Source organism: Kosakonia sp. HypNH10 (genome assembly GCF_029850615.1).
Classification (GTDB): Bacteria; Pseudomonadota; Gammaproteobacteria; order Enterobacterales; family Enterobacteriaceae; genus Kosakonia; species Kosakonia cowanii.
Map to the genome: position 1 here is coordinate 116,746 of NZ_JAOTIU010000002.1, position 21,018 is coordinate 137,763.

20 protein-coding genes are annotated in these 21,018 nt (G+C 57.6%); 10 read left to right on the forward strand and 10 right to left on the reverse strand.

Annotation, left to right across the window (positions count from 1 at the left end; translation table 11 throughout):
• Nucleotides 1-5 precede the first annotated feature (5 nt).
• From ppx to purM, 4 genes are all read right to left on the reverse strand, one after another.
• Entirely contained in the window at nt 6-1,547 is a 1,542-nt protein-coding gene (ppx, locus tag N7V53_RS06760; protein ID WP_023481169.1) for an exopolyphosphatase, read from the reverse strand.
• A gap of 3 nt (nt 1,548-1,550) precedes the next feature.
• The gene (ppk1, locus tag N7V53_RS06765; protein WP_279792831.1) at nt 1,551-3,611 is read right to left on the reverse strand and encodes a polyphosphate kinase 1; all 2,061 of its coding nucleotides are present in this window, start codon (nt 3,609-3,611) and stop codon (nt 1,551-1,553) included.
• Between the two features lie 297 nt (nt 3,612-3,908).
• Entirely contained in the window at nt 3,909-4,550 is a 642-nt protein-coding gene (purN, locus tag N7V53_RS06770; protein ID WP_023481170.1) for a phosphoribosylglycinamide formyltransferase, read from the reverse strand.
• On the reverse strand, nt 4,547-5,584 hold the full coding sequence (gene purM / locus N7V53_RS06775) for a phosphoribosylformylglycinamidine cyclo-ligase (RefSeq protein ID WP_023481240.1): 1,038 nt from the start codon (nt 5,582-5,584) through the stop codon (nt 4,547-4,549). The genes purN and purM overlap by 4 nt, the downstream gene beginning before the upstream one ends.
• 234 nt (nt 5,585-5,818) lie before the next feature.
• Here purM and upp point away from each other — a divergent pair, with 234 nt between their 5' ends.
• The 3 genes from upp to N7V53_RS06790 all read left to right on the forward strand — a co-directional run bounded on the left by upp (nt 5,819) and on the right by N7V53_RS06790 (nt 8,645).
• Nucleotides 5,819-6,445 carry a uracil phosphoribosyltransferase gene (upp, locus tag N7V53_RS06780; RefSeq protein WP_023481179.1) on the forward strand — a complete coding sequence of 209 codons (627 nt, stop codon included), beginning with the start codon at nt 5,819-5,821 and terminating at the stop codon, nt 6,443-6,445.
• A gap of 109 nt (nt 6,446-6,554) precedes the next feature.
• On the forward strand, nt 6,555-7,844 hold the full coding sequence (uraA, locus tag N7V53_RS06785; protein WP_023481271.1) for a uracil permease: 1,290 nt from the start codon (nt 6,555-6,557) through the stop codon (nt 7,842-7,844).
• A 99-nt stretch (nt 7,845-7,943) separates the two neighbouring features.
• Nucleotides 7,944-8,645, forward strand: coding sequence for a DnaA inactivator Hda (locus tag N7V53_RS06790; protein ID WP_034813832.1), 702 nt, complete (start codon nt 7,944-7,946; stop codon nt 8,643-8,645).
• 79 nt (nt 8,646-8,724) lie between these two features.
• Here the strand turns inward: N7V53_RS06790 and arsC are convergent, their stop codons facing one another.
• Together arsC and bepA are read right to left on the reverse strand one after the other, a co-directional pair.
• On the reverse strand, nt 8,725-9,084 hold the full coding sequence (arsC, locus tag N7V53_RS06795; RefSeq protein WP_279792836.1) for an arsenate reductase (glutaredoxin): 360 nt from the start codon (nt 9,082-9,084) through the stop codon (nt 8,725-8,727).
• A 12-nt stretch (nt 9,085-9,096) separates the two neighbouring features.
• Nucleotides 9,097-10,560 carry a beta-barrel assembly-enhancing protease gene (gene bepA, locus N7V53_RS06800; RefSeq protein WP_076768802.1) on the reverse strand — a complete coding sequence of 488 codons (1,464 nt, stop codon included), beginning with the start codon at nt 10,558-10,560 and terminating at the stop codon, nt 9,097-9,099.
• A 214-nt stretch (nt 10,561-10,774) separates the two neighbouring features.
• On the opposite strand from bepA, the gene N7V53_RS06805 reads away from it, so the two are divergent.
• Nucleotides 10,775-11,851, forward strand: coding sequence for an AI-2E family transporter (locus tag N7V53_RS06805; protein WP_023481206.1), 1,077 nt, complete (start codon nt 10,775-10,777; stop codon nt 11,849-11,851).
• A gap of 65 nt (nt 11,852-11,916) precedes the next feature.
• Here the strand turns inward: N7V53_RS06805 and bcp are convergent, their stop codons facing one another.
• Both bcp and N7V53_RS06815 read right to left on the reverse strand, forming a co-directional pair.
• A complete protein-coding gene (gene bcp, locus N7V53_RS06810) occupies nt 11,917-12,387 on the reverse strand; it encodes a thioredoxin-dependent thiol peroxidase (protein WP_124967627.1) in 471 nt (156 codons plus the stop codon).
• On the reverse strand, nt 12,384-12,959 hold the full coding sequence (locus N7V53_RS06815; RefSeq protein WP_206430693.1) for a glycine cleavage system transcriptional repressor: 576 nt from the start codon (nt 12,957-12,959) through the stop codon (nt 12,384-12,386). The genes bcp and N7V53_RS06815 overlap by 4 nt, the downstream gene beginning before the upstream one ends.
• Nucleotides 12,960-13,104: 145 nt before the next feature.
• On the opposite strand from N7V53_RS06815, the gene dapA reads away from it, so the two are divergent.
• The 6 genes from dapA to ypfH all read left to right on the forward strand — a co-directional run bounded on the left by dapA (nt 13,105) and on the right by ypfH (nt 19,643).
• On the forward strand, nt 13,105-13,983 hold the full coding sequence (dapA, locus tag N7V53_RS06820; protein ID WP_023481177.1) for a 4-hydroxy-tetrahydrodipicolinate synthase: 879 nt from the start codon (nt 13,105-13,107) through the stop codon (nt 13,981-13,983).
• Between the two features lie 16 nt (nt 13,984-13,999).
• Nucleotides 14,000-15,034 carry an outer membrane protein assembly factor BamC gene (gene bamC / locus N7V53_RS06825; protein WP_279792842.1) on the forward strand — a complete coding sequence of 345 codons (1,035 nt, stop codon included), beginning with the start codon at nt 14,000-14,002 and terminating at the stop codon, nt 15,032-15,034.
• Between the two features lie 107 nt (nt 15,035-15,141).
• Entirely contained in the window at nt 15,142-15,855 is a 714-nt protein-coding gene (gene purC, locus N7V53_RS06830; protein WP_023481241.1) for a phosphoribosylaminoimidazolesuccinocarboxamide synthase, read from the forward strand.
• 135 nt (nt 15,856-15,990) lie between these two features.
• Nucleotides 15,991-16,857 carry a neutral zinc metallopeptidase gene (locus N7V53_RS06835; protein WP_023481190.1) on the forward strand — a complete coding sequence of 289 codons (867 nt, stop codon included), beginning with the start codon at nt 15,991-15,993 and terminating at the stop codon, nt 16,855-16,857.
• Between the two features lie 9 nt (nt 16,858-16,866).
• Nucleotides 16,867-18,867, forward strand: coding sequence for a GNAT family N-acetyltransferase (locus tag N7V53_RS06840; protein ID WP_279792845.1), 2,001 nt, complete (start codon nt 16,867-16,869; stop codon nt 18,865-18,867).
• A gap of 77 nt (nt 18,868-18,944) precedes the next feature.
• Nucleotides 18,945-19,643 (forward strand): esterase, encoded by a 699-nt coding sequence (gene ypfH, locus N7V53_RS06845; RefSeq protein WP_076770256.1) that lies wholly within the window; start codon nt 18,945-18,947, stop codon nt 19,641-19,643.
• A gap of 29 nt (nt 19,644-19,672) precedes the next feature.
• On the opposite strand, the gene N7V53_RS06850 is transcribed toward ypfH, so the two are convergent.
• Nucleotides 19,673-19,873 carry a YpfN family protein gene (locus N7V53_RS06850; protein ID WP_023481257.1) on the reverse strand — a complete coding sequence of 67 codons (201 nt, stop codon included), beginning with the start codon at nt 19,871-19,873 and terminating at the stop codon, nt 19,673-19,675.
• 16 nt (nt 19,874-19,889) lie between these two features.
• Complete coding sequence (dapE, locus tag N7V53_RS06855; RefSeq protein WP_023481238.1) at nt 19,890-21,017, reverse strand: succinyl-diaminopimelate desuccinylase; 1,128 nt, start codon at nt 21,015-21,017, stop codon at nt 19,890-19,892.
• Nucleotide 21,018 lies beyond the last annotated feature (1 nt).

A 21,018-nucleotide genomic window follows, 5' to 3' on the forward strand; every position in this document is an offset into this window, starting at 1 on the left:
GCGGTTTACGCCGCCACGGTCGGGGACTGCTCCTCTTCGATCTTCAGCCGCCAGCCGGTTACCGCTTCCCAGTACTCCTGCTCTTTTTCCAGATCCAGCAGCACCAGCGCATTCTGGCTAAACCAGTCATGGGGGAAGCTCAGCGTCCAGTGGTTATCATCGGTTTTCAGGCGCAGCGTCGGCGGCGTGGTCGTCGCCTGGCGCTGGTTATTCAACAGCACGCCGAGACGCAAGATCTGCACCAGCGGTAAAAACTGCTTCTTTTTAAACAGCGTAAAGCGTGGGATCTCATCAAGCTTGATCGCCTTGCGGTGGTAGCGCACCATCGTCGCCATCATCAGCTGCTGCTCCTGGTTAAAGCCGGGCAGATCGCTGTTTTGCAGAATATAGGCCGAGTGGCGGTGCATGCCGCTGTGGTTAATATTGAGCCCCACTTCGTGCAGCATCGCTGCCCATTTCAGCAGCGCCGCCAGCTGCGGGCTGCCGAGCTTCGGGTTCTGCGCCTGCCACTGATCGTAAATCAGCGTGGTGGTATCCAGCACGCGACGCGCCTGATCGCGGTCGATGTTGTACTGGCTCGCCAGGCTCTGCGCGGTGCGGCTGCGAATATCCTGATGGCGGAAACGCCCCTCCATCTCATACAGCACCCCTTCACGCAGCGCGCCGTCGGAGAGCCGCAGTTCGCGGATCGCCAGCGCGTCAAAGACGCCGCAAAGGATCGCCAGACCCGGCACGAACACCACTTTGCGCTCATCGGAGAGGCCCGGCAGGGTAAGATCGCTGAAGCTCTTAAATTTCAGCACTTCCGCGACCACTCTCTCCAGCCGCTCCGGGGTGATAATGCCATCCTTCTCGCCAAGTGCGATCAGCACTTCATGCACCGCTTTAATCGTACCCGAGGCACCAAGCGCCACGTTCCAGCCCTGAATGCGGTACTGCCAGGCCAGCGACTCTAGCTTCTGCGTCGCTGCCATGCGCGCGCGGCGGAAGTTTTCACCGTTAATTGTGCTGCCCGCAAAGTAGAGCTGGGCAAAGCTGACACAGCCCATCCGGCGGCTCTCAACCAGCTGCGGCTGGAAATCTTCACCGATCACCAGCTCCGTCGAGCCACCGCCGATATCGACTACCAGCTTGCGGCCTTTTTCCGGCTGCGTGTGCTCGACGCCCATAAAAATCAGGCGCGCCTCTTCGTTGCCGGGGATGATCTCAATCGGGTAGGGGATCACTTTTTCAGCGCGTTTGAGAAACTCTGTGGCGTTCAGTGCCTGGCGCAGCGTATGCGTGCCGACGATGCAGACGCTGGCCGGATCAAAGCCCTGCAAACGTTCGGCAAACAGCGACAGGCAGGCAAGCCCGCGCTCCATCGCCTCTTCGCTCAGCATATTATTGCTGTCCAGCCCGTCAGCCAGATGCACGCGCTGCTTAAGGCGACCGATGATCTGCATCGCGCCATCGACCACACGGGCTATCACCATGTGGAAACTGTTGGAACCCAAATCGACCGCGGCGAACTCCTCCGGTCGTGGCATCTTCTCTTGTATCGGCATAGATTATTCGGACTGTTCGATGGATTTGATGTAGTCGTAAATCGCTAGTTGGGCGCGTACTTTACGACGATTCCCGCGCGGCACATAGCGATTACTCAGTTCTTTGTCGATATAACGAGCTTTCACCGTATCACTAAACTGTAGCTCCATAATATCCAGCACCCGCTGTTTCAGGCGCGGATCGAGAAGCGGCGCGGCCACTTCGATACGGTAATCAATATTACGCGTCATCCAGTCAGCGGAGGAGAGCCAGACGCGCTTTTCGCCACCATGTTCGAAAATATAGATACGATCGTGCTCAAGATAGCGGTCAACGATACTGATTACCCGGATATTGTCGCTAATGCCTTCAAGATTTGGGATCAGCGAGCACATGCCGCGCACCAGCAAGTTCACCGGCACGCCGGAGCTGGACGCCGCATAGAGCCTGTCCACCAGCCCTTTATCGACGAGGTTATTCAGCTTCAGCGTAATGCCGGACGGGTTGCCGTTCTGTGCATTGGCGATTTCGGCGTCGATCATGTCATAAAGCAGACGGCGCGAGTTTTGCGGCGATACCAGCAGATAGTCGAACTGCACCGGTCGATAAGGGTTTTCAATAAAGTTAAAGACCCGGCGCACTTCGTTAGTAATGCGTGCGTCGGCGGTCAGCAGCGAATAGTCGGTGTAGATGCGCGCGGTTTTCTCGTTAAAGTTACCGGTGCCGATATGGGCATAGCGCACGATCTCTTCGCCTTCCATACGCGAGATGAGGAACAGCTTGGCGTGAATTTTTAAGCCCGGCGCGGAGAAGATCACCTGTACGCCCGCTTCCGTTAGCCGTTTGGCCCAGTGGATATTGGCCTCTTCATCAAAACGCGCCTGCAACTCCACCACCACGGTCACTTTTTTGCCATTGTGCGCGGCGTGGATCATCGAGTCGATGATGCGCGAATCTTTTGCCACGCGGTAAATGTTGATTTTGATCGCCAGCACGTTCGGATCGAACGACGCCTGGCGCAGCATCTCCAGCACGTGCTCAAAGGTGTGGTAGGGATAGTAGAGCAGCACATCGCGCTCGCGGATGGCGTCGAAACCGTTGCGGAATTTATCAAACCAGACGTGGCGCAGGCGCGGCAGCGGCTTGTTGACCAGATTGGCTTTGCCGACATTCGGGAAGCCAATAAAGTCTTTAAAGTTGTGGTAACGCCCGCCGGGAATAATTGAGTCGTAGCGGGAGATGGTCAGCTTCTCGCGCAGCATCTCAACCATCGCATCGGGCATATCGCGCTGGTAAACAAAACGCACCGGCTCGGCGGTCAGGCGCTGTTTCAGGCTTGAGGACATCAGCTCCATCAGGCTCGACTCCATCTCGTGCACCAGGTCATATTCGGCGTCACGGGTCATTTTCATCGAATAGGCGTTGAGCGAGTCGTAATCGAAGAAGCCTTTAAAGATATCATCCAGGCAGTAGCGCAGAATGTTATCCAGCAGAATCATTGGCTTGCGGCGGCGCGGCGTCTCCGGTGGCAGGTTGACGAAGCGCGGCACTTTGTCTGAGGGAATTTCCAGCAGCGCGTAGCGGATATCTTCCCCGCGAATGATCTCCACCGCCAGATAGGTGTAATCATCCTTCAGGAAGCGCACCAGATTGGTTTCGCGGGTGATAAGCGTCGGCGTAATGTGCTGGCGCAGGTACTGTTTAAAGTAGCTGCGCAGCCAGCTTTGCTGGTTTTGCGAGAGCTGGCGTTCGTTAATCAGGAAGATCTGATTACGCGCCATCTCCAGCAGCAGGTCGTTATAGAGCCCGTCGAACTCCTGGTCGGCTTTTAATACGCGAGACTGAATTTTGCCCAGCAGATGACGTGAATTGGTCGCCACGCCCTGTTCTTCGCTGATGATCAGCCGCCGCTTAAGCTCGGCGAAACGGACTTTATAGAACTCATCAAGGTTATTGGAATAGATCCCCAGAAAACGCATGCGTTCGATAAGGGGGTTACTTTTGTCCGCGGCTTCCTGAAGCACGCGTTCGTTAAAGCACAACCAGCTTAGTTCTTTTTCGAGATATAACTTTTCCTGACCCATTCCTGTTTACACTCCGGTTCTTTCTCGAAGCACGGCCACTCCCTCTCGCACATGCGGTGCTTCGACTTGCAGGTGAACGTTGCTGGCGTTCCTTCGTATAAGACAACTTATTATGGCGAGCTTTGTTAGCAGATGTCCAACTGTGGCAAAAAAGTATGACAGTAATCAGTTTTATTGCTTAAGGTGATGAAAAATAGTGCGGAGTGGTGAGGGAAGGGGACGTTGCCGGAGAAGATTTTGCCTCTCCGGCACAGAATAGAGCCAGGCTGCGGAAGCCGCAGCCGGTGAAATGCGCAATTATTCGTCCGCTGCATACCCTTCGGGCGGCAAACGCAGGCCATCAAGCCAGGCACCGCCGTCTTGCATGGTCAGACGGCCTTCCACAAACCAGCTCACCACCAGCGGATAGATGGCATGCTCCTGCGCCTGCACGCGGGCAGTAATATCCTCTTCGCTATCACCCGCGAACACCGGCACTTTCGCCTGCAAAATCACCGGGCCGCCATCCAGTTCGTCAGTGACAAAATGCACGCTGGTACCGTGCTCCTCATCGCCGTTTTCCAGCACCTGGCGATGGGTATGCAAACCGGGGTATTTCGGTAACAGGGAGGGGTGGATGTTGAGCAGGCGACCGGCGTAGTGGGCAACAAACGCCGGGCTGAGGATGCGCATATAACCCGCCAGCACCACAACATCCGGCGCGTAGGCGTCAATCTCCTGCATCAGCTCACGATCGAACGCGTCGCGGTTGGCAAACTGATCTGCGCTCAGCGCATGAGCGGGAATATTCGCTTCCCGCGCACGCTGAAGGCCGAACGCGTCGGCCTTATTACTGAAAACTGCCCGCAGGGTGCCGTTGATTCTTTTCTGTTTGCAGGCGTCGATAATCGCCTGCAAATTACTGCCGTTGCCGGAAATCAGCACCACAATGTTTTTCATTCAATAACCACACGCTCGCTGGAATCAGAAGCTTTGATCATACCGATTTTCCATGCCTTTTCACCTTTGGCATTCATCAGCTCAATCGCTTTATCCACTTCCTGCGCGGGCAGGGCGATCACCATGCCAACGCCGCAGTTAAAGGTGCGGTACATTTCGTGACGGCTGACGTTACCGGCGCTCTGCAACCAGCCAAACACCGCCGGCCACTGCCAGGAGGATTCGTCGATAACGGCCTGGGTGTTATCCGGCAGTACGCGTGGAATGTTCTCCCAGAAACCGCCGCCGGTCAGGTGCGCAACCGCATGAACCTCAACCTTTTCGATCAGCTCCAGCACGGATTTGACGTAAATGCGGGTCGGTTCCAGCAGATGATCGGCCAGTGATTTGCCTTCCAGCTGCGTGGTCAGCGGATCGGTGCCGCTCACTTCGAGGACTTTGCGCACCAGCGAGTAGCCGTTGGAGTGCGGGCCGCTGGAGCCAAGGGCGACCAGCACATCGCCGTCGGCGACTTTGCTACCGTCGATAATCTCTGACTTTTCCACTACACCAACGCAGAAACCGGCCACATCATAGTCGTCGCCGTGATACATACCCGGCATCTCTGCCGTTTCGCCGCCGACCAGCGCGCAGCCGGACTGCAAACACCCTTCGGCGATACCGTTAATCACGCTGGCAGCAGTATCGACATCCAGTTTGCCGGTGGCGTAGTAGTCAAGGAAGAAGAGGGGCTCTGCGCCCTGTACCACCAGATCGTTAACGCACATCGCGACAAGGTCGATGCCGATGGTGTCGTGACGTTTCAGATCCATCGCCAGACGCAGCTTGGTGCCTACGCCATCAGTGCCGGAAACCAGAACTGGCTCACGATATTTTTGCGGCAACGCGCACAGCGCGCCGAAGCCGCCCAGCCCGCCCATCACTTCCGGGCGACGGGTCTTCTTCACCACGCCTTTGATTCGGTCTACCAGAGCATTGCCCGCGTCAATATCAACACCGGCATCTTTATAGCTGAGAGAGGTTTTATCGGTCACTGCTTCTGTCCCCACGCGTTTTCTAGCGGTAGCAATAAAAATTCGGCGCAATTCTAACAGCCAAGGCAAACGTTTGCGAGTCCATTGTTGCAGGGCGCGCTCGATTATTGTTTTATACTCTTCTCCAGCCTAATTGATCGCGATCAAGCGGCTGCCTGTAGCGAAACGGGAAAAAAGCGGTATAATCCGGCGATTTTTTTTGTGGTTGCCACCTGTCAGCGGAAGGAGAAGAGTATGAAGGTCGTGGAAGTAAAACACCCACTCGTCAAACACAAGCTGGGCCTGATGCGAGAGAACGACATCAGTACCAAACGCTTTCGTGAACTCGCCTCAGAAGTAGGCAGCCTGCTGACTTATGAAGCTACTGCGGATCTGGAAACCGAGAAAGTGACTATCGAAGGCTGGAACGGCCCGGTAGAGATCGACCAGATCAAGGGTAAGAAAATTACCGTAGTGCCGATCCTGCGCGCCGGTCTGGGGATGATGGAAGGCGTGCTGGAGCACGTGCCAAGCGCGCGCATCAGCGTTGTCGGTATCTACCGCAACGAAGAGACGCTGGAGCCGGTGCCTTACTTCCAGAAACTGGTATCGAACATCGACGAGCGTATGGCGCTGGTGGTTGACCCGATGCTGGCGACCGGCGGTTCAATGATTGCCACCATCGATCTGCTGAAAAATGCCGGCTGCACCACTATTAAGGTGCTGGTGCTGGTGGCCGCGCCGGAAGGCGTCGCGGCGCTGGAAAAAGCGCACCCGGATGTCGAACTCTATACCGCATCTATCGACCAGGGGCTTAACGAGCAGGGGTACATCATCCCGGGGCTCGGCGATGCCGGCGATAAGATTTTTGGGACGAAGTAACTGATAACACAATGAAAGCCGACTTTGATAGTCGGCTTTTTTTTGGGAAACAAACACTGCCCGCCGCACCGGACGGGGAGATTAACAACAACACTCAGAGGAAAACACTATGACGCGCCGTGCTATCGGGGTGAGTGAAAGACCGCCGCTTTTGCAGACGATCCCGCTTAGTTTGCAGCACTTGTTCGCCATGTTTGGCGCAACCGTGCTGGTGCCAATCCTGTTTCATATCAACCCGGCCACCGTGCTGCTGTTTAACGGTGTCGGCACGCTGCTCTATATCTTTATCTGTAAAGGGAAAATCCCCGCTTATCTTGGCTCCAGCTTTGCTTTTATCTCGCCGGTGCTGCTGCTGTTGCCGCTGGGTTATGAAGTGGCGCTGGGCGGCTTCATTATGTGCGGCGTGCTCTTCTGCCTGGTGGCGCTGATTGTGAAAAAAGCGGGCACCGGCTGGCTGGACGTAATGTTCCCGCCTGCGGCAATGGGTGCCATTGTGGCGGTGATCGGCCTCGAGTTAGCGGGCGTGGCGGCGAATATGGCCGGCTTGCTGCCCGCAGACGGGCAGAGCGCTGACAGTAAAACCATCACGATTTCGCTGGTGACGCTGGCGGTGACGGTCTTTGGTTCAGTGCTGTTCCGCGGTTTTCTGGCGATTATCCCGATTCTGATCGGCGTGCTGGCGGGCTATGCGCTCTCTTTCGCCATGGGCGTTGTCGATACCACACCTATCGCCCAGGCGCACTGGTTCGCGCTGCCAACCTTCTACACTCCGCGCTTTGAGTGGTTCGCTATCTTCACCATTCTGCCAGCGGCGCTAGTAGTGATTGCCGAGCACGTCGGGCATCTGGTGGTGACGGCCAATATCGTCAAACGCGATCTGATTCGCGATCCGGGCCTGCACCGCTCGATGTTCGCCAACGGCCTGTCGACGATGATCTCCGGCTTCTTCGGTTCGACGCCGAACACCACTTACGGTGAGAATATCGGCGTGATGGCAATCACCCGTGTCTACAGCACCTGGGTGATTGGCGGCGCGGCGATTATCGCCATTCTGCTCTCCTGCGTCGGCAAGCTGGCGGCGGCGATCCAGATCATTCCGGTACCGGTGATGGGCGGCGTGTCGCTGCTGCTCTATGGGGTGATCGGTGCTTCGGGGATCCGCGTGCTGATTGAGTCGAAAGTGGACTACAGCAAAGCGCAAAACCTGATCCTTACCTCGGTGATCCTGATTATCGGCGTTAGCGGTGCGAAGGTGCATATTGGCGCGGCAGAGCTGAAAGGGATGGCGCTGGCGACCATTGTCGGCGTTGGCCTGAGCCTGATCTTCAAGCTGATTAGCGTGCTGCGCCCGGAAGAGGTGGTGCTGGATGCGTCAGAAAATGAGCAGGCGAAACCGTAAGTAGCGCACAGAATTGAACCGGGCCTCGCGTCCGGTTCAAACGGCGTCGATTTTTATGATAGACTCACTGCGTTTTTTGTAAGCCCTGTTGAGGTACCTCTGAACACGCCGGCACAGCTCTCCCTGCCATTATTTTTACCCGATGATGAAACCTTTGCGAGTTTCTGGCCGGGTGATAACCCCTCCTTACTGGCGGCGTTACAAAACGTTTTGCGCGAGGCGCACAGCGGTTATATCTATTTCTGGTCACGCGAAGGTGCCGGGCGCAGCCATCTGCTGCATGCTGCCTGCGCCGAACTCTCCCAGCGCGGCGATGCCGTGGGCTATGTGCCGCTCGATAAACGCACCTGGTTTGTACCGGAAGTGCTGGAAGGGATGGAGCATCTGTCGCTGGTCTGCATCGATAATATCGAATGCATCGCTGGCGATGAGCCGTGGGAGATGGCGATCTTTAACCTCTACAACCGCATTCTGGAGCAGGGCAAAACCCGTCTGCTGATCACCGGTGACAGGCCGCCGCGCCAGCTCAATCTCGGCTTGCCGGATCTGGCTTCGCGTCTCGACTGGGGGCAGATCTACAAGCTGCAGCCGCTCTCCGATGAGGACAAACTGCAGGCGTTGCAGCTGCGCGCGCGCATTCGGGGTTTCGAATTGCCGGAAGATGTCGGGCGTTTTCTGCTGAAAAGATTAGATCGCGAGATGCGCACGCTGTTTGACACCCTCGATCAGCTGGATCGCGCTTCGATCACCGCCCAGCGCAAGCTCACCATTCCGTTTGTAAAAGATATTCTGCAGCTGTAGGTGCTTCTCTCTGCCGGATGGCGGCGTACCGCCTTATCCGGCCTACAAGGGCTCATGGTCTACGGCCCGGCAATCACCCTTACCCTATGATCTCCATTACGCTTTCCGGCGGGCGGCCAAGGCGCGCCTGACCGTTGGCGACCACGATTGGCCGCTCGATCAATTTCGGGTTCTCCACCATCGCCTGCACCAGCGCCGCTTCGGATAACGCGCTGTCGCCGAGATTGAGCGATTTATAGAGATCCTCTTTCGTGCGCATCAACTCCCGCGCGCTCGACATACCAAGCCACTGCAACAGCTGTTTGATCGTTGCCGCATCCGGCGGCGTCTCCAGATAGAGCACCACCTCCGGCTCAACACCGTTGGCTTGCAGCAGGTTCAGGGTTTCGCGGCTCTTCGAGCAGCGGGGGTTATGGTAGATTTTTACTGCGTCTGACATCTTCTCTCCTGATTACATCTTTTCGTACGGTCGGAAGCGCTGCTGCATCTGGCGCAGCTGATCGATTCGCGCGTCATAGCGTGCCTGTTGCAGGCTGCCAAGCTTCACCTGCGCGCTGGCACTGCTCAGCAGCGTGATCGCCTGGTCGAGCCTGCCGATCAGCGCCTGGCCTTCGGCGCGTGCCGCCAGCTCCTGATCGCGGTTGCCGAGCGCCGCTTCCGTTTGCGCCAGCAGATCCCAGCCGTTGATATCGTCTTTATTGGTGAAGGTGTAGCGATTGAGGATCTGCGCGGCCTGCGCAGGCTGGCCGCCCTGTAAGTAAGCGTTCGCCAGGTTGAGCTGTAGCACCGGGCTGTTCTTAAGCCCGCTGGCACTATTCAGGCGTTTAATCGCCTCGCCGCTTTTATTCAGGCCAAGATCGATATCCGTCGCCAGATCGAGATACCAGGCATTGTTCGCATCCGCGCTCAGCAGCGGCTGCAACAGTTTCTGCGCCCCGGCAAAATCTTTCGCCTCCATCGCTTTCAGCGCCCGGCCATACTGCGCGGCGCGCTGCTCGCGCACGTTGCCTTTTGCCCAGCTGTCGAGCAGATCGTCGGTAAGCTGGTTACGGCCTGAGTTATACATGCCCAGGGTGCGGGCCTTTGCCATATAGAACGACTCAGAAGATTGCACCACCACCGGGCGCATCTGGTTGGCGCGGTTACGGGCATCCGACAGGCGGCTCTCTGGCAGGGGGTGCGTCAGCAAAATTTCCGGCGGTCGGCTGGAGTAGCGGGACTGATCGAGCAGTTTTTCGAGGAAGGTCGGCATCGCCTGCGGGTCAAATCCGGCGCGTTGCAGCACCTGAATGCCGATGCGATCTGCCTCCTGTTCATTCTGCTGCGTAAAGCTGATCATCCCTTGCCGCGTGCCGGCCAGTGTACCGGTCAGCGCCGCCATCCCCGCCTGCGGGCTGGCCATCGCCAGCAGAATCGACCCCAGCGCGCCTGCCCAGGTAAGCGGCGCGCTGCTTTTCTGATCTTCCATCGCACGTGCAAGGTGGCGCTGGGTAACGTGGGAAATTTCGTGCGCCATCACCGAGGCAAGCTGGCTCTCATTATCCGTATAACGGAAGAGGGCAGAGTGCAGCACCACGTTGCCGCCAAAGAAGGCGAAGGCGTTAATTTCGTCGTTATTGACCAGGTAGAAGTGGAAAGGGGTTTTCACTGAGTAGGCATGCGCAACCAGCCGCATACCGAGGGAATTGATGTACTGCACGAGCAGCGGATCGTTAATCAACGGCGCGCTGCCGCGCAGCTGGCGTACATAGAAGTCGCCCATCTGCATCTCCTGGCCGATGGAGAGCGTACTGCCAGCCGAGGTGCCCATATCCGGCAGGCTGTCTGCCGAATCCGCAAAAACCGGCGCAGCCTGGCCTGCGGTAAGGGCGGCGATAAGGGTTGCGACCAGCGTTCGTTTCAACTGCCTGAACATAACCTCTTTCCTGTGTTGGAGGTGACACAACGATAACCGGGTTCCATTCGGCTAACCCGCCCTGCGAGTGTAGCCGCGTTAATGGCCGTTGAAAATCTTATTCACGGCAATGATATGTTTCCCGCAAAGGGAACGAAAAGCGAAGTCTTTTTTATGACATTTCGATAAACTTCCCGTTCTGAACGTCCGCCACTGAGGCGAAATAAGGAACGTTATGCTCGAAATGTTGACGCAGTGGTATCGCCGTCGCTTCAGCGATCCCGAAGCGATTGCCCTGCTGGTTATCCTGCTTGCCGGTTTTACCATTCTTTTCTTCTTTAGCGGCCTGCTCGCGCCACTGCTTGTGGCGCTGGTGATTGCCTATCTGCTGGAGTGGCCCACGGCCCGCCTGCAACGCATCGGCTGCTCGCGCAGTTGGGCGGCAAGCATTGTGCTGGTGCTGTTCGTCGGCATTCTGCTGGTGATGGCCTTTGTGGTAATGCCGATCGCCTGGCAGCAGGGGATTAACCTGATCCGCGATATGCCCGGCATGTTAAACAAGCTCTCTGGCTTTGCTGCTACCCTGCCGCGCCGTTATCCCGCGCTGATGGATGCGGGCATCATTGATGCGATGGCCGAGAATATGCGTTCGCGCATGCTGTCGATGGGTGACTCGGTGGTGAAATACTCCCTCGCCTCGCTGGTCGGGCTGCTTACCCTTGCGGTCTATCTGGTGCTGGTGCCGCTGATGGTCTTCTTCCTGGTGAAAGATAAAGAGCAGATGCTGAGCGCCGTGCGCCGCGTGCTGCCGCGCAATCGCGGGCTGGCAGGCCAGGTGTGGAAAGAGATGAATCAGCAGATCACCAACTACATTCGCGGCAAAGTGCTGGAGATGGTGGTGGTCGGCGTCGCCACCTGGATTGGCTTTATTCTCTTTGGCCTCAACTACTCATTGCTGCTGGCAGTGCTGGTGGGTTTCTCGGTGTTGATTCCCTATATCGGCGCGTTTGTGGTGACTATTCCGGTGGTTGGCGTGGCGCTATTTCAGTTCGGGCTGGGCACCGAGTTCTGGAGCTGCTTTGCGGTCTATCTGATTATCCAGGGGCTGGATGGCAACCTGCTGGTGCCGGTACTCTTCTCGGAAGCGGTCAACCTGCACCCGCTGGTGATTATCCTGTCGGTGGTGATTTTCGGCGGCCTGTGGGGTTTCTGGGGCGTATTCTTCGCCATACCGCTGGCAACGTTGATTAAAGCGGTGATCCACGCCTGGCCAGATTCGCTGGCCAGCGAAGATGAAGTGATAAGTGGATAACGCGACAAAAAGAGCAGGAGAGGAGGGCGACCCTGACGGGTTGCCCGCAGCAGAAGAGGGGACGTTCAGGCGTTCTCTTTTAACCAGTTCACGACGATATCGTGGTGATTGCTGGTTTTGAAATCATCAAACACATGTTCGATGGTGCCGGCGGCATCAATCAGAAAACTGATGCGGTGAATGCCGTCGTAGGTTTTCCCCATAAAGGTCTTCTCACCCCAGACGCCAAACTGCTGGCACACTTCATGGCTTTCATCGGACAGCAGGGTAAAGTTGAGCAGCTCTTTCTCGGCGAAGCGGGAGAGTTTTTCCGGTTTATCAGTGCTGATACCGAGAACTTCCACGCCTGCTTTTTTTAGCTCATCCATGTTATCGCGCAGGCCGCAGGCCTGGACGGTACAACCCGGTGTCATGGCTTTCGGGTAGAAATAGACCAGAACACGCTGTCCCTGGAAGTCGGCTAAATTTACTTGTTCACCGTCCTGATCGGGCAAGCTAAATTTCGGTGCGGTATCACCGGCTTTCAGTGGATTCATTGCTTCACTCCATCCTGTTCATCATGCTGAGAATAGTTGACGACGTTTATACTGCCTTGCGCTTTCAATTCTGTACAGAGCGCCCGAAACGCCTGCTCAATATTTGATGCATCCCGCGAGGCGGGGCTGTGGGCGGTAATCTGAATAAAGAGTTGCGGAACACCATCGACGCTGGCGGGCTGGGTGCGGGAGACCAGCTCGGCAATATTCATCTCGTGAGCGTCGAATAACGCCGTAAAGCGTTCAATTAAATGGGGAGAATCCGGTACGTCAACCTGCACCCACACGGTGGCGGGCATATCAGGACGCGGGCGAGCCTCGGTGCGCTTCATCACAATCAACAGATCCAGTTCGGCGCCTTTCAGCGGCAGGGTCGATTCGATAAGGGTGATGGCGTTCCACGACCCTGAAAGCAGCATGATAAAAGTGAACTCTTCTCCCAGCATCGCCAGCCGGCTGTCTTCGATATTACAGCCGCAGCTACTGACGTGGCGTGTGATCGTATTCACAATGCCAGGCCGGTCGGCCCCCAGCGCAGTGATAACCAAAAAGTGTTGTGATGAGGTTGTCAAACCTGAGCTTCCTGTCAAACATGAGGTAATCATAAGGAAAGCATAAAAAAAACCGGCATACAACCGCCACAGACCGTCAGGTCTCTTGCTTTTCTTACAGCACCGCACGTACCATTGAGGCTCTTGTTTGCACAGAGGATGGCCCATGTTCACGGGAAGTATTGTTGCGCTTATTACGCCGATGGATTCGCAAGGTAAAGTCTGCCGGTCAAGCCTGAAGAAACTGATTGATTATCATGTCGCCAGTGGAACCTCGGCGATTGTTTCGGTAGGGACTACCGGCGAATCCGCAACCCTTAGCCACGACGAGCATGCCGATGTGGTTGAACTGACGGTTGAGCTGGCTGACGGGCGCATTCCTGTTATTGCCGGCACGGGCGCAAACGCCACCGCCGAAGCCATCAGCCTGACGCAGCGTTTCAATAACAGCGGCATCGTTGGCTGCCTCACCGTTACCCCTTATTACAACCGCCCGACGCAGGAAGGTCTGTTCCAGCACTTCAAAGCCATCGCCGAACATACTGACCTGCCGCAGATTCTGTATAATGTGCCGTCGCGCACCGGTTGCGATATGCTGCCGGAAACCGTGGGCCGTCTGGCGGAAGTCAAAAATATTATCGGTATTAAAGAAGCGACCGGGAACTTAAGTCGCGTTCACCAGATCAAAGAGCTGGTTTCAGACGACTTTATCCTGCTGAGCGGCGATGACGCCACTGCGATGGACTTCATGCAGCTCGGCGGTCACGGTGTAATTTCCGTCACCACTAACGTGGCGGCGCGCGAAATGGCCGAGATGTGCAAACTGGCCGCTGAAGGGCAGTTTGCCGACGCCCGCGCGATTAACCAGCGTCTGATGCCGTTACACAACAAACTATTTGTCGAACCCAATCCGATCCCGGTCAAATGGGCATGTAAGGAGTTGGGACTTGTGGCAACCGATACGCTGCGTTTGCCGATGACACCGATTACCGACCACGGTCGTGAGGTGGTTCGTGCGGCGCTTAAGCATGCCGGTCTGCTGTAAAGTTTAGGGAGATTTGATGGCTTACTCAGTACAGAAGTCGCGCCTGGCGAAGGTAGCGAGTGTTTCACTTGTGATGTTGCTCGCCGCCTGCAATTCCGATTCACGTTACAAGCGTCAGGTCAGCGGAGATGAATCCTATCTGGATGCTACGCCGCTTGCTGAGCTTCATGCGCCCGCCGGGCTGATCCTGCCGGTGCAGACTGGGGACTACAATGTCCCTTCCGCCAACGGCAGCGGTGCCGTCGGCAAAGCGCTGGACATTCGCCCGCCGGCACAGCCGCTGGCGCTGGTGACCGGTGCGCGTACCCAGTTCAACGGTGATACCGCTACGCTGATGGTAGAAAATGGTCGCGGAAACACGCTGTGGCCGCAGGTTGTCAGCCTGATTCAGGCGAAAAACTTCACCATCGCCAAACGTGACGATGCCGCGCAGACCCTGACTACCGACTGGGTTGAGTGGAACCGCCAGGATGAAGATCAGCAGTATCGCGGTCGCTATCAAATCGCGGTGAAACCACAGGGTTATCAGCAGGCGGTGGTCGTCAAGCTGGTGAATCTGGAGCAGGCGGGTAAACCGGTGGGTGATACCGCATCGTTGCAGCGCTACAGCACCGAAATGCTGAACGTTATCTCCGCTGGCCTCGATAAAACCGCCACCGATGCGCAGAACGCCGCTGAGAAGCGCAGCGTGACCACGCTCGACGTGCAGAGCGGCGCGGATGATACCGGTCTGCCGATGCTGGTGGTGCGCGGTCCGTTCAATATCGTCTGGCAGCGTCTGCCGAACGTGCTGGAAAAAGTGGGCATGAAAGTGACCGACAGCACCCGTTCTACTGGCAGCATGGCCGTGACCTACAAGCCGCTCTCAGACAGCGACTGGCAGGCACTGGGCGCGCGCGATCCGGGTCTCAGCTCCGGCGACTATAAACTGCAGGTCGGCGATCTTGATAACCGCAGCAGCCTCCAGTTTATCGATCCGAAGGGCCACACCCTGACGCAATCCCAGAACGACGCGTTAGTCGCTGCCTTCCAGGCCGCGTTTAACCAGTAAGATCCAGGGCCGGAATACCTCCGGCCTTTTTTTATCAGCGTGACGCAAACGTGTGCGTCGGCGTAAGATAGTGCAATTAGCCTTGTAATCACACCTGGAGTAATAAAATGCAAAAGCAAGCTGAGTTGTATCGCGGCAAAGCGAAAACCGTCTACAGTACCGAAAACCCGGACCTGTTGGTGCTCGAATTCCGTAACGATACGTCAGCAGGGGATGGCGCGCGCATTGAACAGTTTGATCGTAAAGGGATGGTGAACAACAAGTTTAACCATTTCATTATGACCAAACTTGCCGAAGCTGGCATCCCGACCCAGATGGAAGCGCTGCTCTCGGATACCGAATGTCTGGTGAAAAAGCTGGATATGGTGCCGGTCGAGTGCGTGATCCGCAACCGCGCCGCGGGCTCGCTGGTGAAACGTCTGGGCATTGAAGAAGGCATTGAGCTTAATCCGCCGCTGTTTGACCTGTTTTTGAAAAACGACGCCATGCACGATCCGATGGTCAACGAATCCTACTGCGAAACCTTCAACTGGGTGAATAAAGAGAACCTGGCGCGCATGAAGGAACTCTCCTACAAAGCCAACGACGTGCTGAAAAAGCTGTTTGATGACGCGGGCCTGATCCTCGTCGACTTCAAACTGGAGTTTGGCCTGTTCAAGGGCGAAGTGGTGCTGGGCGATGAGTTCTCCCCGGACGGCAGCCGCCTGTGGGACAAAGAGACGCTGGATAAAATGGACAAAGACCGCTTCCGCCAGAGCCTCGGCGGGCTGATCGAAGCCTATGAAGCCGTCGCGCACCGCCTGGGCGTGAAACTGGACTGATCCCCTAAATTAACGTCTCAGCCAGAGGGTGCCCGCATCCTCTGGTTTTTTTACGTCTTTTTCCCAGTGGTAATCCTTCCCTAACCGCCTACGATCATATATACACAGAGTCCATTATTGGCATAGGGAGGCAGTATGCGCTGGCAAGGGCGACGAGAGAGTGACAACGTAGAAGACCGACGGAGCCAGTCGGGCGGCCCCTCAATGGGCGGCGGGGGTTTCCGCCTGCCGCGGGGCAAAGGCGGGTTAGTTCTGCTGGTGATTGTGGTGGTGGCAAGTTACTACGGCGTGGATTTAACCGGCATGTTGACCGGGCAACCCGTCAGCGCGCCGTCGTCACAGCAGGCGGCGGTTAACCCGAAAGAGGATGAGGCCGCGCATTTCTCCAGCGTAATTTTCGCCTCTACCGAAGATACCTGGGCGCAGCTGTTCCAGAAAATGGGGCGACAATACCAGCAGCCAAAGCTGGTGCTCTACCGTAATCAGTTCAATACCGGCTGCGGCATGGGCCAGTCAATCATGGGGCCGTTCTACTGCCCGGCAGACAGCAAGGTCTATATCGATCTCTCCTTCTACGATGAGATGAAAAACAAACTCGGCGCGGGCGGCGATTTCGCTCAGGGCTATGTGATCGCCCATGAAGTGGGCCACCACGTGCAAAAACTGCTCGGCACCGAGGCGAAAGTGCGCCAGTTGCAGCAGAACGCCAGCGAGAAAGAGGTCAATGCACTCTCAGTTCGCATGGAGTTGCAGGCCGACTGTTATGCCGGTGTCTGGGGCCACAGCATGCAACAACAGGGCGTGCTGGAAGAGGGCGATCTCGCAGAGGCGCTGAACGCGGCGCAGGCAATTGGCGATGACCGTTTGCAGCAGCGCAGCCAGGGTCGCGTGATCCCGGACAGCTTTACGCACGGCACCTCGGCGCAGCGCTACAGCTGGTTTAAACGCGGCATGGATAGCGGCGATCCGGCGCAGTGCGACACCTTTAGCGGGCGTCTGTAAGCCCTCACTATGCAATCGCTGGTTACACTGAGCGCGCAGATGGCGCGGGAAGGGATCCGTCGCCTGCTGGTGCTCTCCGGCAGCGCGGCGTGGTGCGCCAATCAGACAGGAAGGATTCGCGATGCGCTCCCCGGCGACTGGCTGTGGGTCAGCGACGAGCCGCAGCACTGCTCGCCGCGCGCGCTCACTACACTGCTCGGGCGCGAGTTTAGCCATGCGGTTTTTGATGCGCGCGACGGCTTCGATGTTGCCGCTTTTGCCGCGCTCAGCGGCACGTTAAAAGCGGGAAGCTGGCTGCTGCTGCTGGTTCCGCCGCTCGATCGCTGGGCGCGGCAGCCGGACGCCGACAGCCGCCGCTGGAGCGACACCGCCGAGCCTATTCCCACCCCGGTTTTTGTTGACCACTTTCGCCGCACCCTTTTTCACGACGGGCAGACGCTGCTCTGGCATGAAGGGGGCGAGCAACCCATTCCTGATTTCCCACCCCGCGCTGGCTGGCATCCCGCCAGCGGTGCGCCGCAGCGCGAGCAGGCGGCGATCCTGGCCGAACTGGCTGAGATGCCGCCCGGCGTGATGGTAGTAACCGCGCCGCGCGGACGCGGTAAATCCGCTCTCGCCGGAATGCATATCGCCACGCTTTCCGCGCCCGCGGTGGTGACTGCGCCAACGCGCGCCGCCACCGATGTGCTTGCGCACTACGCGGGCGAAAAGTTTGATTTTATCGCTCCCGATGCATTGGCCGGGCGGATAAACCAGCAGGGAAGCCAGCCTGGCTGGTTGATTGTCGATGAAGCTGCGGCGATCCCGGGCCCATTACTACATACCCTGACCGCCGCCTTTAACCATGTGCTGTTAACCACTACCGTGCAGGGTTACGAAGGCACCGGGCAGGGCTTTTTACTCAAGTTTTGTGCCGGTTTTCCCCATTTGCGCCACCGGGCGCTGACCACGCCTCTGCGCTGGGCGGCGGGTTGCCCGCTCGAGCGCGCGGTGGCCGACCTGCTGCTGCTTGATGACAATGTTACGACGGATAAACCCACCGGCGCGCTCACTATTGCGCCGCTGCCCGCCAGCGCCTGGCAGAGTCATCCTGAGCAGCCTGCCGCACTTTATCGCCTGCTGGCGAGCGCCCACTATCGCACCTCGCCGCTCGATCTGCGGCGCATGATGGATGCGCCAGGCCAGCACTTCTGGCTGGCGAAAAAAGCGCAGAACATCGTCGGCGCGCTCTGGCTGGTGGAGGAGGGCGGTTTATCGCCTGAATTAAGCCAGGCGATATGGGCCGGTTTTCGCCGCCCGCGCGGCAACCTGGTGGCGCAATCACTCGCTGCGCACGGCGGCAGCCCGCTGGCCGCGACGCTGCGCGGGCGGCGCATCAGCCGCATTGCCGTGCATCCTCACTGCCAGCGGGAAGGCATTGGCCGCGCGCTGGTGGCGCAGGCGCGTGACAGCAACTGCGACTATCTGTCGGTCAGCTTTGGCTTTACCCAGGCGTTGTGGCACTTCTGGCAGTGCTGCGGCTTTATGCTGGTGCGCCTTGGCAGCCAGCGAGAGGCGAGCAGCGGCTGTTTTACCGCCATGGCGCTGTTGCCTTTAAGCGAGGCCGGGCATGCGCTGGCGAACCATGAACAGCAGCGTCTGGCGCGCGATCTCCCGTGGCTCTCTCACTGGCAGGGGGAAAAGTTAGCCCTGCCTCCGGCCCTGGGGTCTACCCTTAATGATGAGGACTGGCTGGAGCTGGCCGGGTTTGCTTTTGCCCATCGTCCGCTCTCGGCCGCCACTGGCGCACTTTCGCGCCTGCTTGCGCAGAGCGAGTTACCGCTCCCGGCGCTGCGTGGCCAGCTTGCCCACTCTGAGCGCGAGGCGCAGCTCTGCGCGCGTTTAGGCTTACCGGGGCGCAAAGCGCTACTGGCGCAGCAGCGCACCGAAGCCGGTCTGGCGCTGCGGGCAAGTGATGAAGTGCGTACAGACACCCTGAAAAAGCAGGTGCAGGCCAGACAGTTTTTTTAACGATCTCCATCAGTTAAATGGCATTGTCACTCTTTTTGTCCGGCGTAGACTGCACCTGACACCTTAAGGAGATCCTGATGAAAGATGCCCATTTTGTTGTGCAACGCCCGACAAGCCCCGCGAAGCAGCTGCTGTTGCTGTTCCACGGCGTCGGCGATAACCCGGTTTCAATGGGCGAGATTGGCCGCTGGTTCGCGCCAGCCTTTCCCGACGCGCTGATTGTCAGCATCGGCGGCGTTGAGGCGAGCGGTGCCGCACCGGGTCGCCAGTGGTTCTCCGTCGGTAATATCAGTGAAGAGAACCGCCAGCAGCGCGTCGATGCGGTGATGCCGCAGTTTATTGAGGTGGTGCGCTACTGGCAGCAGAAGAGCGGTATCAGCCCGCTTGCCACGGCGCTGATTGGCTTTTCGCAGGGGGCGATTATGGCGCTGGAGGGCATTAAGGCGCAGCCGGATCTCGCCTCGCGCGTGATTGCCTTTAACGGTCGTTACGCCAGCCTGCCGCAGCGGGTTGCCACCACTAATACCATTCACCTGATCCACGGCGGCGACGATCCGGTAATCGATCTGGCCTGGGCGGTGAAGGCGGAAGAGGCGGTTGCGGCGTTAGGCGGCGATATCACCCTCGATATCGTTGAGGATCTGGGACACGCGATTGACGATCGCAGCATGGCACTGGCGCTGCATCATTTGCAGTACACCGTGCCGAAGCACTACTTTGATGAGGCGTTAAGCGGCGGCAAGCCGAACGATGATGACATCATTGAGCTGCTATAAAAGATTCACCCCCAGACGGGGGTGAAAAGTTACTTCTTCGGCTGGTCCTTATTCGGCCAGTCATCCTCGTCATCCCACTTGTCGTTGAAATCACGATGCGGCGGCAGATCCGGCTTGTTGGCGAGAAACTTTTTATGATCGACGCGGCTAAGATCTTTGATCACGTTGATCAACACGCCGACTAAAAAAACCAGCACCAGAATCCACCAATATTTTGACAGCCAATCCATGCGAACCTCCAGCCCGTCAGGCGATGAGTTGTTCCATAATGCGCTGGTACATCCGCGCCAGCAGTTGCAGATCTGCGGCGTTTACGCATTCGTTAATTTTGTGAATCGTTGCGTTCACCGGCCCAAGCTCGACAACCTGTGCGCCCATCCGCGCGATAAAACGGCCATCGGAAGTGCCGCCGGTGGTCAACAACTGCGGTTTAATCTCATTATAGTGCTCAATGGCGTTAACCACCGCATCCACCAGCTTGCCGCGTCCCGTCAGGAACGGCTGGCCTGAAACCCACCACTCCACGGAGTAGCGCAGCTGATATTTCTCCAGCAGCGCCTGCACCTTCGCTTTGATCATCTCGTCCGTCAGTTCGGTACTGAAACGGAAGTTGAACTGCACAAACAGCTCGCCGGGAATGACGTTATTGCTGCCAGTACCGGCCTGGACATTAGCGATCTGCATACTGGTCGGCGGGAAGTAGTCATTGCCGCGATCCCATTCGATGCCCACCAGCTCGGTTAACATTGGTACCGCGCGGTGAACCGGGTTATCCGCCAGATGCGGATAGGCTACGTGTCCCTGCACGCCATGAATGGTCAGGTTGCAGGTCATGGAGCCGCGACGGCCATTTTTCACCACGTCGCCCACCACTTCGGTGCTCGACGGTTCGCCTACCAGGCAGTAATCGAGACGTTCGTTGCGCGCCATCAGCGCTTCAACCACTTTTACCGTGCCGTTGGTGGCGCTGGCCTCTTCATCAGAGGTAATAAGAAAGGCGAGGCGGCCTTTATGCTGCGGGTGCTGCGCCACGAAACGCTCGGCGGCAACCACCATCGCTGCCAGCGAGCCTTTCATATCCGCCGCACCGCGGCCAAACAGCAGGCCGTCGCGAATGGTGGGTTCGAAAGGCGGATTGATCCAGCGATCGACATCGCCCGCCGGAACAACGTCCGTATGACCGGCAAACGCCAGCGTCTCTCCCTGGCCGCGCCATGCCCAGAAGTTCTGCGTGTCGCCAAAATCCATCGGCTCAACGGTGAAACCGATAGCGCGCAGGCGTTCAATCATCAGCGCCTGGCATCCCGCATCATCGGGACTCAGAGAAGGGCGACGAATAAGCTGCTGCGTCAGCTCAATAACCGGGCATGACATA

Excerpts from the sequence above, each read along its gene's own strand:
- ppx (WP_023481169.1), bottom strand. The coding sequence starts at position 1,547 with ATGCCGATACAAGAGAAGATGCCACGACCGGAGGAGTTCGCCGCGGTC.
- ppk1 (WP_279792831.1), bottom strand. The coding sequence starts at position 3,611 with ATGGGTCAGGAAAAGTTATATCTCGAAAAAGAACTAAGCTGGTTGTGC.
- purN (WP_023481170.1), bottom strand. The coding sequence starts at position 4,550 with ATGAAAAACATTGTGGTGCTGATTTCCGGCAACGGCAGTAATTTGCAG.
- upp (WP_023481179.1), top strand. The coding sequence starts at position 5,819 with ATGAAGGTCGTGGAAGTAAAACACCCACTCGTCAAACACAAGCTGGGC.
- uraA (WP_023481271.1), top strand. The coding sequence starts at position 6,555 with ATGACGCGCCGTGCTATCGGGGTGAGTGAAAGACCGCCGCTTTTGCAG.
- arsC (WP_279792836.1), bottom strand. The coding sequence starts at position 9,084 with ATGTCAGACGCAGTAAAAATCTACCATAACCCCCGCTGCTCGAAGAGC.
- bepA (WP_076768802.1), bottom strand. The coding sequence starts at position 10,560 with ATGTTCAGGCAGTTGAAACGAACGCTGGTCGCAACCCTTATCGCCGCC.
- N7V53_RS06805 (WP_023481206.1), top strand. The coding sequence starts at position 10,775 with ATGCTCGAAATGTTGACGCAGTGGTATCGCCGTCGCTTCAGCGATCCC.
- bcp (WP_124967627.1), bottom strand. The coding sequence starts at position 12,387 with ATGAATCCACTGAAAGCCGGTGATACCGCACCGAAATTTAGCTTGCCC.
- dapA (WP_023481177.1), top strand. The coding sequence starts at position 13,105 with ATGTTCACGGGAAGTATTGTTGCGCTTATTACGCCGATGGATTCGCAA.
- bamC (WP_279792842.1), top strand. The coding sequence starts at position 14,000 with ATGGCTTACTCAGTACAGAAGTCGCGCCTGGCGAAGGTAGCGAGTGTT.
- purC (WP_023481241.1), top strand. The coding sequence starts at position 15,142 with ATGCAAAAGCAAGCTGAGTTGTATCGCGGCAAAGCGAAAACCGTCTAC.
- N7V53_RS06835 (WP_023481190.1), top strand. The coding sequence starts at position 15,991 with ATGCGCTGGCAAGGGCGACGAGAGAGTGACAACGTAGAAGACCGACGG.
- N7V53_RS06840 (WP_279792845.1), top strand. The coding sequence starts at position 16,867 with ATGCAATCGCTGGTTACACTGAGCGCGCAGATGGCGCGGGAAGGGATC.
- ypfH (WP_076770256.1), top strand. The coding sequence starts at position 18,945 with ATGAAAGATGCCCATTTTGTTGTGCAACGCCCGACAAGCCCCGCGAAG.
- N7V53_RS06850 (WP_023481257.1), bottom strand. The coding sequence starts at position 19,873 with ATGGATTGGCTGTCAAAATATTGGTGGATTCTGGTGCTGGTTTTTTTA.
- dapE (WP_023481238.1), bottom strand. The coding sequence starts at position 21,017 with ATGTCATGCCCGGTTATTGAGCTGACGCAGCAGCTTATTCGTCGCCCT.